The sequence below is a fragment of the Plantibacter flavus genome (assembly GCF_900177615.1).
GTDB classification, from domain to species: domain Bacteria; phylum Actinomycetota; class Actinomycetes; order Actinomycetales; family Microbacteriaceae; genus Plantibacter; species Plantibacter flavus.
Genome location: NZ_FXAP01000005.1, coordinates 270,972 through 283,882 on the forward strand (window position 1 = coordinate 270,972; position 12,911 = coordinate 283,882).

12 protein-coding genes are annotated in these 12,911 nt (G+C 70.8%); 5 read left to right on the top strand and 7 right to left on the bottom strand.

Features of this window, described 5'->3' with window-relative positions; translation table 11 throughout:
- Positions 1 to 77 precede the first annotated feature (77 nt).
- The 4 genes from metX (at position 78) to B9Y95_RS16035 (ending at position 4,405) form a co-directional block, all read left to right on the top strand.
- A complete protein-coding gene (metX, locus tag B9Y95_RS16020; protein WP_085513319.1) occupies positions 78 to 1,283 on the top strand; it encodes a homoserine O-acetyltransferase MetX in 1,206 nt (401 codons plus the stop codon).
- An 88-nt stretch (positions 1,284 to 1,371) separates the two neighbouring features.
- Entirely contained in the window at positions 1,372 to 2,529 is a 1,158-nt protein-coding gene (locus B9Y95_RS16025) for a sensor histidine kinase (protein WP_159453432.1), read from the top strand.
- Positions 2,526 to 3,758, top strand: a complete 1,233-nt coding sequence (locus tag B9Y95_RS16030) for a hypothetical protein (protein WP_085513323.1) — start codon at positions 2,526 to 2,528, stop codon at positions 3,756 to 3,758. Before B9Y95_RS16025 ends, B9Y95_RS16030 begins: the two co-directional genes overlap by 4 nt.
- Positions 3,755 to 4,405: a response regulator transcription factor gene (locus tag B9Y95_RS16035; RefSeq protein WP_056012577.1), complete on the top strand. Its 651-nt coding sequence runs from the start codon at positions 3,755 to 3,757 to the stop codon at positions 4,403 to 4,405. Before B9Y95_RS16030 ends, B9Y95_RS16035 begins: the two co-directional genes overlap by 4 nt.
- 211 nt (positions 4,406 to 4,616) lie before the next feature.
- Here B9Y95_RS16035 and B9Y95_RS16040 read toward each other — a convergent pair whose 3' ends face one another.
- From B9Y95_RS16040 to B9Y95_RS16070, 7 genes are all read right to left on the bottom strand, one after another.
- Positions 4,617 to 5,918 (bottom strand): MFS transporter, encoded by a 1,302-nt coding sequence (locus B9Y95_RS16040; RefSeq protein ID WP_085513325.1) that lies wholly within the window; start codon positions 5,916 to 5,918, stop codon positions 4,617 to 4,619.
- 76 nt (positions 5,919 to 5,994) lie between these two features.
- Positions 5,995 to 6,303: a thiamine-binding protein gene (locus tag B9Y95_RS16045; protein ID WP_064295260.1), complete on the bottom strand. Its 309-nt coding sequence runs from the start codon at positions 6,301 to 6,303 to the stop codon at positions 5,995 to 5,997.
- A gap of 2 nt (positions 6,304 to 6,305) precedes the next feature.
- Positions 6,306 to 7,535 carry a glycosyltransferase 87 family protein gene (locus B9Y95_RS16050; RefSeq protein ID WP_085513520.1) on the bottom strand — a complete coding sequence of 410 codons (1,230 nt, stop codon included), beginning with the start codon at positions 7,533 to 7,535 and terminating at the stop codon, positions 6,306 to 6,308.
- An 89-nt stretch (positions 7,536 to 7,624) separates the two neighbouring features.
- Positions 7,625 to 9,166 (bottom strand): FAD-dependent oxidoreductase, encoded by a 1,542-nt coding sequence (locus B9Y95_RS16055; protein WP_085513327.1) that lies wholly within the window; start codon positions 9,164 to 9,166, stop codon positions 7,625 to 7,627.
- Positions 9,167 to 9,224: 58 nt separating this feature from the next.
- Positions 9,225 to 10,112, bottom strand: coding sequence for an FAD:protein FMN transferase (locus B9Y95_RS16060; protein ID WP_085513329.1), 888 nt, complete (start codon positions 10,110 to 10,112; stop codon positions 9,225 to 9,227).
- Between the two features lie 20 nt (positions 10,113 to 10,132).
- Complete coding sequence (locus B9Y95_RS16065) at positions 10,133 to 10,660, bottom strand: FMN-binding protein (RefSeq protein ID WP_119863552.1); 528 nt, start codon at positions 10,658 to 10,660, stop codon at positions 10,133 to 10,135.
- A gap of 149 nt (positions 10,661 to 10,809) precedes the next feature.
- Complete coding sequence (locus B9Y95_RS16070) at positions 10,810 to 11,673, bottom strand: ADP-dependent NAD(P)H-hydrate dehydratase (protein ID WP_085513332.1); 864 nt, start codon at positions 11,671 to 11,673, stop codon at positions 10,810 to 10,812.
- Between the two features lie 140 nt (positions 11,674 to 11,813).
- Between B9Y95_RS16070 and B9Y95_RS16075 the strand changes: the two genes are divergently transcribed.
- Positions 11,814 to 12,890, top strand: a complete 1,077-nt coding sequence (locus B9Y95_RS16075; protein WP_085513334.1) for an NADH:flavin oxidoreductase/NADH oxidase — start codon at positions 11,814 to 11,816, stop codon at positions 12,888 to 12,890.
- Positions 12,891 to 12,911: the final 21 nt, after the last annotated feature.

A 12,911-nucleotide genomic window follows, 5' to 3' on the forward strand; every position in this document is an offset into this window, starting at 1 on the left:
GCACCGCGCCGACCTCGACCGACCGGGTGACGTAACACGGCCGGTCGACGCCCCGGGGCACGCCACAATGGAGACCTATGGACTGGCAGACCCCGGAAGACAGCGTGCCCTCCCGCTTCGTGACCGAAGCCGAGGTCGGCGCCCTGCTCGCGAACCCGCCTTCGAGCGGCGCCTGGCGTGACGGCGACCGGCCAGGCGACCGGCTCTTCGCTCCACTCGGCCGCCTCGACTTCGAGCACGGCGGGAGCATCCCGCACGCCAGACTCGCCTACGAGACCTGGGGCACGCTCGACGACGACGGCGGCAACGCGGTCCTCGTCCTCCATGCGCTCACCGGAGACAGCCACGTCCTCGGTGGCGCCGGCAACGGGCATGCGACCGCCGGGTGGTGGGCCGGCATCGTCGGTCCGGGGCTCGCCGTCGACACGGACCGCTGGTTCGTCGTCGCGCCGAACATGATCGGCGGCTGCCAGGGCAGCACCGGCCCCTCCTCCTTCGCGCCCGACGGCGTCGAGTGGGGTTCGCGGTTCCCATACACCTCGATCCGCGACCAGGTCGAGGCCCAGCACCGACTGCTCGGCCACCTCGGACTCGACCGCTGGGCCGCGGTGATCGGCGGGTCGATGGGCGGCATGCACGCCCTCGAGTGGGCAGCCACCCACCCCGAGCTCGTCGACCGACTGGCCGTGATCGCGGCACCCCCGGTCACGACAGCGGACCAGATCTCCCTGAACTTCGTGCAGCTCGAAGCGGTCCGCACGGATCCCCACTTCCAGGGCGGCGACTACTACGACGCCCCGGACGGTGAGGGCCCGCACCGCGGCCTCGCGCTCGCCCGCCGGATGGCCCTGCTCAACTACCGCAGCCCGGGTGAGCTGAACGCCCGCTTCGAGCGTAGCTGGCAGTCGAGCGTGAGCCCGCTCGGGCACGGCGGACGCTTCGCCGTCGAGTCCTACCTCGACTTCCACGGCAACAAGTTCACCCGACGCTTCGACGCCGGGAGTTACGTGACCCTCGTCGAGGCGATGAACTCGCATGACGTCGGACGCGGTCGGGGCGGCGTCGGGGCGGCGCTGCGGGCCTACGCCGGTCCGTCGCTCGTGCTCGGGATCGACAGCGACCGGCTCTTCCCGGTCAGCGGGCAGGAGGAGATCGCCCTCCATCTCCCCGGGAACCTCGACGGCACCCGGCCGGCGGTCCTCCGGTCCGATTTCGGGCACGACGGCTTCCTCATCGAGAACGCGCTGGTCGCGCCGCATCTCGGCCGACTCCTCGCCGTCTGACGGCCGCGCCCCGTCTGTCCGACACCGTTCCGCGGCGGTCGTGTCACCCGATAAGGTGACTCCTCAGAGGAGCGTGAGCATGGATCGGGTGGCGAGGACCCAGCGACGTCTGCTGCTGCGCACGACGCGTCTCTTCGGGCTCGCGGGTTGCGTCACGGCCGCGATGATCCTCAGCGTCCCGGGCGTCGTCTCGGGAGGTCGGTACACCGTCCTCCTCATCCTCGTCGCCGCCCTCGCGCTCACCCACGTGGCCGCGGAGCAGTACGACGGCCGTCGCTGGCTGGTGCTGGTGTTCCTGGTCGGTGTCGGGGTCGTCGTCGTCATCGGTCTGTCCGACGGGAACACCGGCCAAGTCGGCTCCGCAAGTGCGATCGCCGCGATCACCTCCCTCGGCCTGGGCGCTGTCGCGGCCCGGCTCGTGCCGCTCCGGCGCACCTGGCCGCTGCTCCTGACCGCGTTCGTCGTGACGGCGGTCACGATCATCGTCGTCACCGGGCCCACCGCACTCACGATCCCGACCATCGGCCTGACCGCGGTCGTGTGGGTCGCGATCGGCGCCTTCGGCGGGTGGCTCGATACGAGCATCCCCCGGCTCATCCGACGGGTCGACACCATCGGTAGCGCCTACAACGCCGAGCGGCTCGCGAGTCAGGCAGAGTCGCAGCGGCGACAGGACGCACGACTCCTGCACGACACCGCGCTCGCGACCCTCACCATGCTCGCCCACTCCGGACGAGGCGTCGATGCCGCCGCCCTCCGCTCGCAGGCAGGGAACGACGCGCATCTGCTCCGCAGCCTCCGCCTCGGCGAGGAGCTGAGCCCCGTCTCCTCCGGCTCGTACATCCTGCAGCGCGGCGCCGACTTCACCCTCGACGAAGGTATCGAGGCCGTGACGGACCGGTTCGCCGGGCTCGGCCTCACGGTCAACGTCTACGGCGGTGGACAGGCGAACCTCGACCCACGCGTGCGCGAGGCGTTCCTCCTCGCACTCGGGGAGTGCCTGGAGAACGTCCGGCGCCACTCCGGGGTGGACTCGGCCGACGTCACGGTCTCGATCGACGAGCTGACGGCCCGACTCCTCATCACCGACACCGGCACCGGGTTCGATCCGTCGGCCGTGCCGGACGGCCACCTCGGCGTCGCGGAATCGGTCGTCGCGCGCATCCAGGAGGTCGGCGGACAGGCGCGCGTCTTCTCCGCCCCCGGGGCCGGGACGACCGTCATCCTGGAGGTCCCGCAAGCATGAGTGTCGACGCCCTCGAGGAGACCACCGGACCGACCCGGCGCTACCGTCATCGGCGCACCATCGACCGGCAGCGCTCATCACTCGGAACGACACAGCTCGGCATCGGCCTCTCGGTGTCCGGTGTCATCCTCGTCGTCTACGCCGCGATCCGCTTCGTCGGCTCGGTCCACCACTACCCGCGGCCACTGCTCAGCGTCGTCGCCTGGCTGTTGCTCACCGCGGCCATCGCGTCGACCTTCCTCATGCTCCGCCGTTCCGCGTTCCACCTCTCGGATCGGCTGTTCGTCGCGCTGCTGATCCAGCTGGTGGTGGTCGCCGCGCTCGACCTGGCGAGCGTCTGGAGTCGCGACGCCGTGGGCGTCTATCCGACGGCTGCCGCGGCGGTCGGCGGCGTCCTGCTCGCGATCGTCACCCTCCGACCGGTCCGCGACATCGCCGCCGCGACCGTGGTGCTCGGACTGATGCTCGTGGGGTCGATCCTCACGATCACGCGGACCCAGACCGCGACGCTCGGGGCGGAGCTGCTCTTCGCGGCGGTCGCCGTCGTCCCCCCGCTCATCGCCTGCGCGATCGTCTCCCAGTACCGCCGGATCGTCCGCCTCGAACTCGACCGGGTCATGGTCGCCTCCACGGTCGCGAGCGTCCGGGACGCACTCGGGTTCTTCGACTCGGAGGAACTCGTCACCCTCGACCTCGAAGCGGAGGAGCTGTTCGTCGGTGTCGCCGACGGTTCGGTCGACCTCCCGCTCAGCCCCGAGCTCGCGGCGCGGGCCTCCCGCCTCGCGACCGAGCTCCGGCGTCATCTCATGTCCGAGGGCAAGGAGTCCTGGCTCGAGCACGCGTTCCAGGAGTCGTCCGTGTTGTCGGACCGCGCGACCCTGCGCGACCCCGAGCGACTTGCGACGTATCTCGCAACGGATCAGCGGGATGGGCTGCTCTCTGCAGTATGGTTGCTCCTCGGGGAAGCAGATGCGCAGAGTGCCAGAGCTGTGCTGACGCTCGGACCGGTCGACCGCTCCGAACGACCGGGCCGATCTGGTGCGCTCGTCATCCCGATCGTCCTCGAAGCGGTCGGAGTGCAACGCGCCAAGGTGGATCCCGCGGTGTGGGAAGCGCTCGGACGAGTGGGCAGCTCTACGGACACGTACCAGAAATCCCGGATCAGGATCGAGATCGACAGCACCGTCGACAATCCTGCTGAGGGCCAGCGGAAAGGGGAACGTCAATGACGTCACAGGAGTCTCGCATCAGGGTCGGCATCGTCGATGACCACCGGATGCTGCTCGGTGCGCTCACCGAATGGATCAGGAGCGTCGCCGACGACATCGAACTCGTCGTCGTGACCCCGTCCTGGCCGGAGCTGCTGACGCACCCCGCCTTCCCCGTCGACGTCCTGCTGCTCGACGTCGACCTCAAGGACAACGTCCCGGTCGCCGTGAAGCTCGCGACGCTGAAGACGACGGGCGTCACGACCGTCCTCATGAGCACCTACAGCGACCCGGCGGTCGTCCGCGAGGCGTTGGCCGCCGGCGCCCTGGGTTACCTCGCGAAGAGCGAGGACGCCGAGACCATCGTGCACGCCCTCCGTGCGGCGTCACGCGGTGAGTCCTACATCTCCCCCGAGCTCGACCTCGCCCTCGCGAGCGGCGCCTCCGGCACCGGCCCTCGCCTCAGCGCGCAGGAGCGTCGCGTCATGGCGCTGTACGCCGCGGGTGAGCCCGTGAAGATGGTCGCCGAGAGCCTCGGCATCTCCGACGAGACCGCGAAGAGCTACCTCAAGCGCATCCGCGAGAAGTACCGCAACGCCGGCATCGACGTCGGCACGAAGGTCGCCCTGCGCAAGCGGGCGATCCTCGACGGCATCATCGTCGACTAGCAGCGCGGTGCGCCGACGCGAGCGTGCGGGTGCCGGTGCCAGCGCGGTGCGCTGACGCGAGGCCGCGCCGTTCGGCGTGAGCGCTCCCCGGGGGCGTGAGCGTGGGTCTCCGGAGACCCGCGCTCACGCGTGCGGGGCGCGCTCGCGCGAGCGCACCGCGCTGGCACCACGCCAGACCCCACCCCGCACGACACGATCGGCGCCGGGGCGGTCAGACGGGGATCGGCGCCGTCGGCGGGTTGCGGTCCGCGATCCGGCGCTCCTCGGCGTCGTTCGCCAGCAGGAGTTCGCGCCGGAGCTGCCGACGTTCGACCGTGAAGCTCGTGATGACGATCCCGAGGCCGATCACGGTCAGCGCCACACCGGTCCAGACCGGGGCGAGGTAGCCGAGTCCACCGGCGATGACCACACCGCCGAGGAACGCCCCGAGCGCATTGCCGATGTTCAGCGCCGAGTGGTTGAGCGCGGCGGCGAGCGACTGACTGTCACCCGCGACGTCCATGAGCCTCGTCTGGATGGCCGGACCGAGGCCCTGCGACGCGAAGCCGACCGCGAAGACGAAGAGGAACATGGTCGGGGTCCACGTCGCGGTGAGCGCGAGGGCGGTCAGGACCACGATCATGAGCGCGAAGAAGACGATCAGGGCCCGCTTCACCCCGCGGTCCGCGAGGTGTCCGCCGACCAGGTTGCCGATCGTCATGCCGACCCCCATGGTCGCGAGCGCCCACGGGACGAGCGTCGCCGACTCCCCCGCGACCTCGGTCACGAGGGGCGCGAGATAGCTGTACACGGCGAAGAGCCCGCCGAACCCGATGGACCCGAACCCGAGCACGAACCACACCTGGCCGCGTCGGAAGACACGGAGCTCCCGACGCATCGTCTGCTGCGGGTTGCCCGCCTGCACCGGCACGGCGAACCAGATGGTCACGGTCGCGAGCGCGAAGATGCCGGTGACGATGAGGTAGGCGGAACGCCATCCGAACTCCTGGCCCACCCAGGTCGCGAACGGCACGCCCACGACGTTCGCGATCGTCAGCCCGGTCATGACGAGCGCGACGCCCTTGCCGCGCTTCCCGGGCCCCATGAGACTCGCGGCGACGAGGGCGGCCATGCCGAAGTAGGCGCCGTGCGGCAGTGCCGCGACGAACCGGGCGAGGAGGACGAGGCCGAAGCTCGGCAGGAGCGCAGACGCGAGCGTGCCGACGGTGAACGCGACGCCCAGCCACAGCAGGACGGTCTTGCGCCGGTATCGCGCGACGAGTGCGGCGATCGTCGGCGCACCGACGACGACGCCAAGCGCGTACGCCGTGATCAACCAGGCGGCCTGCGCGTTCGCCTGCTCCTGGCTGCGCGCGGCCAGCTCGGGCAGGAGGTCGGTCGCGATGTTCGGCAGCAGACCCATCGCCACGAACTCGGTCGTGCCGATGCCGAAGGCCCCGACGGCGAGCGCGAGGATGGCAAGACGAACACGGGTCGGCGACAGCTGCGTCGACCCGTCCAGGATGGTGGGCATGGATCGAGTGTACGGGAATCCTCGAATCGATTCGAGTCCCCGACCGGCGAAACCGGACGACCGCCTCCCGATGGGCTCAGCCGTCGTTCTCGAGAGCGGCGTCGAGGCGGTCGAGCTTGGCGGTCAGCTCACCCGTGTAGCCGGGACGGATGTCGGCCTTCAGCACGAGCGAGACCCGGCTGCCGTAGGCGCCGACCGCCTCGGTGGCGTCCTTGATGACCGCGAACACCTCGTCCCACTCCCCCTCGATGGTCGTGAACATGGAGTCGGTCCGGTTGGGCAGGCCGGACTCGCGGACGATCCGCACGGCCGCGGCGACCGCGTCGTGGACGGAACCGTCCGAGTTGCCGGTGCCGCTGGGGGCGACGGAGAAGGCGACGAGCATGGTCACTCCTTGTGGGTTCGAGCGGGGACGGGGACGGACTCCGAGGAGACGTCTTCGTCGTGATGGGACGGGGTGAACAGCGCGTGGACGGCCCAGCCGGCGAGGACCAGGTAGGCGAGGTTGCGGACCGTCAACACCGTCACGAGGACCGGGTCGACGTTGAGCAACCACAGGTAGAGGTAGGGGTAGACGAGCTGCGTGAGCGCGGCGATCATCAGCGCGAGCACGGCCGGCGCGACGAAGCGCCGACGCTGCAGGACGATCCCGAGGATCACCGGTGCCGCCAACCACATCGCGAACTGCGGTGACCCGACCTTGTTGAAGATGATGAGCGTGAGGACGAACAGGAGCGACAACGGCGCGAGCACCTGCACGAGGGGTCGTCCGGACCGCACCGCGAGCACGCCGAGCAGCACCGCGCCGGCGACGGCGAGGCCGAGGAGCGGTGTCATGACGGCGATCGCCGTGTCGACACCCGGGCCGGTCACCTGGAAGGTCAGGATGTCGCGGTCGTAGTAGACGAAGCTCTGCGGGACACCCAGGACGGCGAGCCACAGGTAGGCGTTGCCGATGGGCGACTCGATCTGGAGACCACGACCGGTCTGCTCCGTCACGAAGCTGACCGCGTTCGCACCGCCGAGCACGAGGCCGATCCCGAGGACCACGACCGACGTCGCCGCCGCCGCGACCAGGACCTGTCCACGATGGCGGTGCGCCAGGACGATCGCGCCGATCAGCGCCGCCGGCCAGATCTTCATCCAGGCGGCGAGCGTCAGGAGGACGGCGGCGACCCGCGGGCGGCCGGCGACCCAGAGGAGCCCGACGATCGCGATGGGGACGGTCACGGAGTCGATCCGGGCGAGCGCGATCGGTCCGAGCAGGAGGAGGAACGCGAGCCACCACCATGCCGCGATCAGCCGTGGGCGAGAGTGGCCGTTGCCGAGGAGGACCGCGAAGGCCCCGGCGTTCATCGCGGTCACCAGCAGCAGCCAGCCGACGCCGTACCAGGCACTGCCGAGCAGCAGGGGGATCAGCATCGGGACGATCGCGAGGATCGGATAGACCCAGGGCTCGTCGATGGCGGGGATCGGGCCGCCGGACGTCGCCTGTTCGACCCACGGCCGGTACACGAGGACGACGTCGCCGAGCGGGAGGCCCTCCGCCACGAGACACAGCCACCCGACGAGGAGGTGCACGAGGCCGAACCCGCACCAGAGGAGCCAACGCCGCATCACGTGGACCATCCTAGGCTCGTGCCGCCGATGGGACCGGTCCGCCACTCGCTCGACGCCCGAGCGGGTCGGGTCCACGAGCCTGTCGATCAGTACCCGCTGAAGGCGTCGGTGCGGACGTGTCCGACGCCGATCCCGCGCAGGGCGGGCTTCAGGGCCTCGATCATCGCGGGCGGACCGGAGATGAAGACCTCACGCTCAGCAAGGTCGGGGACGGCCTCGGCGAGGCGCTCGTGGTCGAGGCGCCCGGGTCCGAGGCCACGCCAGCCGTCCGGCAGCCGGACGTCGTCCGTCGGTCCCACGACGAGCACCGGAGTCCCCCAGGTCTCGAGCTCGGCCGCGTAGGCGAGCTCCTGCGGGTCGGACACGACGTAGACGAGGACGACGTCACGCTGGTCGGCACGGAGGTGCAGCCGGGAGAGCTGGCTGACGAACGGGGTGATCCCGATCCCGGCGGCGATGAGCAGGATCGGCTTGTTCGCGTCCTTCGGCAGGACGAAGTCGCCCCACACGCCGGTCGCCGAGAGGCTCGCGCCGACCGGCAGCGCGTTCAGCGCCCGCTTGAAGCTACTGGCCCGCTCGGGCACACGCATGGCCACGCGGATCGTTCGGTCGTCGTCGGGCGGCGAGGAGATGCTGAAGACGCGCCTCGAGCCGCGGACGTCGGCCCCGCGGTGCGGCAACGACAGCTCGAGGTACTGGCCGGCCGCGAACGGGATCGACCGCTTCGAGCTGAACTGGTATTCGACCGCCGTCGGGGTGAGGGCGCGGGTGCCTTCGAGCGTCAGTCGCATCCCCCGACGACGGGCGACGGCGAAGGCCAGCACGTTGCCCACGACGAGCGCGAGCTCGGGGGTCGACGCCACCTGGCCGAGCGTGAACGGGATGGAGAACAGCACCGCGACGATCGCCGCCTCGGCGAGCTGCTGCCAGCGCCGCGGTGGAAGCGTGAGCGGCTCGGTGAGCATGAACGCCGCGAGGAAGAGGATCGGGTAGGACGTGAGCGGAGCCAGCAGTGCCGGTCCCAGCTCTTGACCGCCGGTGACGAGCCGGACGGTGACGAGCGCCCAGGAGAGCACGATGAAGACGAGTGCCATCGTGAGTCGCTTGGTCCGGATGAGGACGAGGCCACCGAGGATGACGACACCGGGCAGCAGCCACGGGTTGGCGACCCACCAGACCGACGGTGACACGCCGGGGAGGGTGACGTAGCTCGCCAGCACGCTCATCACCAGTGCGGCGATGGCCGCCGGGTTGAGGACGTGTCGGCCCCGGATCGCGAGCAGGTACTTCGACGCCGAGGCGACCGTGGCGGCGAGGGCGATCCAGGCCAGCGCGGTGGGCTCGCTCGTCGGCCACAGGATGAAGAACAGCAGGAGGGAGGTGATGACGGACGACTCGCTGTGCGGCTGGACCTGGAACAGCGCACCGAACAAGCGGTTCGTCAGGTAGCCGACGACGAGCAGCGTGGCCAGGGTGGCGAGGAGCTCGAGCGGCTTGTAGAACACCTGCCCGAACAGCGACAGCACGAAGGCGTAGATCGCGAGGGTGCCGAGTGACAGCGTCACGAGGCGGTACATGGTGACCCGCCCGAGGACGGTGCCGAAGAAGGAGCCGGTGCGGCCGTTCATGTGCGGTCTGCTTTCTGGGAGATGGTGCCGTCCGGGCTCGGGCCCTGTGGCGCGTGACTCAGGTGAAGAGTTCGCCGGGGAACCCGACGGACCGGTCGGTGAGACCGGTCGTGAACATGCGGACGCTCTCGAAGGCGAACGCCTCCGCAAGGGTCTCGTGGTCGGTGAAGAACAGCGCGGTGGCCAGTCCGTCGGCGACCATCGCGTCCGGGGCGGTGACCCAGGTCGCCGCGACGGTCCTCGTCGGTTCGCCGGTCCGGCCGTCGATGACATGGTGGAGCCCGTCGCCCCAGGCACGACGATTGGTCGCGGAGGCGCACAGGGCTCCGTCGTCGATCGTCGCGACCCCGATGGCTTTCCTGGGATCGTACGGATGCTCGAGCGCGATGCGGAGCGGGTCCGCCGCGCGGGATCCGTGCTCGTGACGCAGGTCGCCCGAGGCGTCGACCGTGAAGGACTCGTGGCCGTGGCTGCGGAGGAGGTCGGCGACGAGGTCGACGAGCCGCCCCTTGCCGGCCGCACCGATGTCGATCACGAGCGGGAGGCTCGTCTCGAGCACCTCGCCGTCCCACCGGGCCACGTCGTCCCAGTGCGGGGCGGCGACCGCCGGGCCCTGGGGCACGAGCGAGTAGGAGGCGTCGTAGCCGAGCCGTTCGAGCGAGGTGCCGATGAACGGCGTCACGGCTCCGGCGGTGGCATCGTGCAGACGCCGGTACGTGTCGAGCAGTGCGATCGCATCCTCGCGCGCGTCATCGGGGAAGGCGGTCGAGGCCGGGCCGGCGGCGAACCGCGCGATGAACGCGTCGTCCCGGAACCTCGACCAGGTCCGGTCGAACCGGTCGATGCACGCGGCGACGGCCTCAACGGTCTCAGGCTCGAGCGGGAGAGCCGTGTCGAGCTCCCATCCGGTGCCGATCGCCTCGAAGCGCAGTGTCGTCTCGCTCATCGTCGGTCCGGCCCCGCGGCTCAGCCCTTCGCTTCGGTCTTGATCGTGTCGATGGCCGCGTTGAAGCCGCCGCTCGTGAGCGAGGAACCGGCGACCTTGGAGACCTTGAGGCTGTCGATGTCCTTGCCGACCACCTCGGCTGCGATCCCGGAGATGAACTCCGCCTGGTAGCGCTTGCTGTTCGCGCTCTCGGCGTGCGAGACGACGTCGACCGCCGTGACCTTGTCCTCGGCGAGCGTGACGGTCACCGTGATCGACTCGGTGCCGTTCGGCGACTGATAGCTGCCGTCCGCGGTGTAGGAGCCGTCCTGGTAGTCGGTGGAGCCGGAGCCCGCCGCGGCGTCGGTGGAGGTGGTCGCTTCCGGCGCCGCCGTGCTCTTCGTCTCGGGCGACGTGGTCGTGGTCGCGCTGCCGGCGTCGGCTGCCGAGCAACCGGCCAGGCTGCCGACGAGGGTGAGGCCGGTCAGGGCCGCGAAGGTCGTCTTCTTCGCCGCCACGGACAGGCGTGGCGTGCGGACGGGAGGCTGGGTGGTGGTGGGGTTGCGCATCGTTCAATCTCCTCGGGCGATGTGTGGGCCACGGTGCGGCGGCCGCCGCGGCGAGGTCTCTGCCGCGGTGGCACCAGTGTCCTGAGCTTCCCTATGGGCGAGCTATGAGCGTTCTGGGAGTTGTCCTTCGTCCACCGATGAACGCTCGTTCAGCGCAGGAGACCACCGACGACACCGCGCACCGCTTCGGCCACGTCGAGCGCGGCCAGCGGGCCCTCGGTAGCCGCGGCGTCCCCGGCAGCCGTGTGCAAGAGCACCCCGCTGGCGGCGACGCTCGCCAGGCATCCGGGGTCGGCGAGCACGCGCTCGGCGTTCGTCGCGACGAGCGCCCCGATGATCCCGGCCAGAGCGTCGCCGGTGCCGGCGGTCGCGAGCCAGGGCGATCCGCCGGAGATCGCGATGGCGTCACCGTCCGGCGCGACGACGTGGGTCGTGCCGCCCTTCAGCACCACGACGATGCCGAGGCGGGCGGCGACGTCGGCCGCGTACGACACGGGGTCGGCACGAATGGCCCCGACCTCGGCCGGGCTCCCCAGGCCGCTCAACATGGTCGCCAGTTCACCGACGTGGGGTGTGGCCACGATGCGCCACGACTCGTCGACACCGAACGCCCGCTGGTGGGCACCCGCGGCGACGCGACGGAGCGACCCGGCATCGGCGACGACCGGCTCGCCCCCGTGCAGGGCGGCGTCGAGCAGGGAGCTCTCCTCGCGGGTCAGCTTGCCGGGGTCCATGCCGGAGCCGATGAGCCAGGCCTGCACGCGCCCCTCCGCCGTCACGATCTCGGGGCGGCGCTGCAGGACGAGGTTCGCCGGTCGGTCCGCGCCGAGGTAGCGGACCATGCCGACGCCGGTGCGGATCGCCGCCTCGACACCGATGACGGCGGCACCCGGGTAGCGGTCGGACCCGGTCACGACGCCGAGGACACCCCGGGAGTACTTGTCCGATTCGGCGTCGGGCACGGCGATCCACTCGCGTGCGTCGGCAGGGGTCCAGAGTCGCGGTTCGGCCATGCCATCACCCTAGGCCAGTCGTCGCGGCGGTCCGGCTCTGAGCCGTCGATCGTCGGTCATCCCGGAGGCGGGAATCCGAACGCATTCCGGAACGTTGGGCCGGGTGGCGACGCCCGTCGCCCCGAGACCCGAGGAGTTCCGTGCCCCAGCTGTTCGATCCGATCACCATCCGTGACCTCACCATCCCCAACCGCCTGTGGATCGCCCCGATGTGCCAGTACAGCGTCACAGCGAGGGACGGCGTGCCGACCGACTGGCACCTCATGCACCTCGGCCAGTTCGCGGCGGGCGGCTTCGGTCTCGTCATCTCCGAGGCGGCGGCGATCAGCCCCGAGGGCCGGATCTCGCCCCAGGACGCAGGCATCTGGAACGACGAACAGCGCGACGCCTGGCGACGGATCACCGCGTTCATCACCGAGCAAGGTTCCGTCCCCGGCATCCAGCTCGCGCACGCCGGCCGGAAGGCCTCCACGTTCGCCCCCTGGGGCACCGACGGTCAGGGCAGCGTCCCGATCGAGGACGGCGGCTGGTCGACCGTCGCCCCGTCGCCCGAGGCCTTCCCGGGCTACGCGGTCCCGGAAGCCCTCGACGATGAGGGCATCGACCGCGTCGTCGACGACTTCCGGGCGGCGGCCGTCCGGTCGGTCGACGCCGGCTTCCAGGTGATCGAACTCCACGCCGCGCACGGCTACCTGCTGCACCAGTTCCTCTCCCCGCTCGTCAACCACCGCGAGGACGGCTACGGTGGCTCGCTCGAGAACCGGGCCAAGCTCCTCCTGCGAGTCGTCGAGGCGGTGCGCGAGGTCCTCCCGGCCGGACTGCCGTTGTTCGTCCGGTTCTCTGCCACCGACTGGGTGGACGACGGATGGGACGAACACCAGACCGCGACCGTCGCGGCATGGTGCGCCGAGCGCGGTGCCGACTTCTTCGACATCTCCACCGGCGGGGCCGTCGGCGGCGTCCGCATCCCGCTCTCCCCCGGGTACCAGGTCCCGTTCGCCGCGCACATCGGGTCGACGGGTGTCGACACGAGCGCCGTCGGGCTCATCACCGACGCCCAGCAGGCCGCGGCCATCGTCGCCGACGGGCAGGCGGAGGCGGTCATGGTCGCCCGCGAGGCGCTCCGTGATCCGCACTTCGCGTTGCGCGCCGCCACCGAGCTCGGCGTTGAGGTGGCCTGGCCGGGCCAGTACGAGCGGGCCAAGCCGCGCACCTGAGCGCGACCCTGACACGACGAC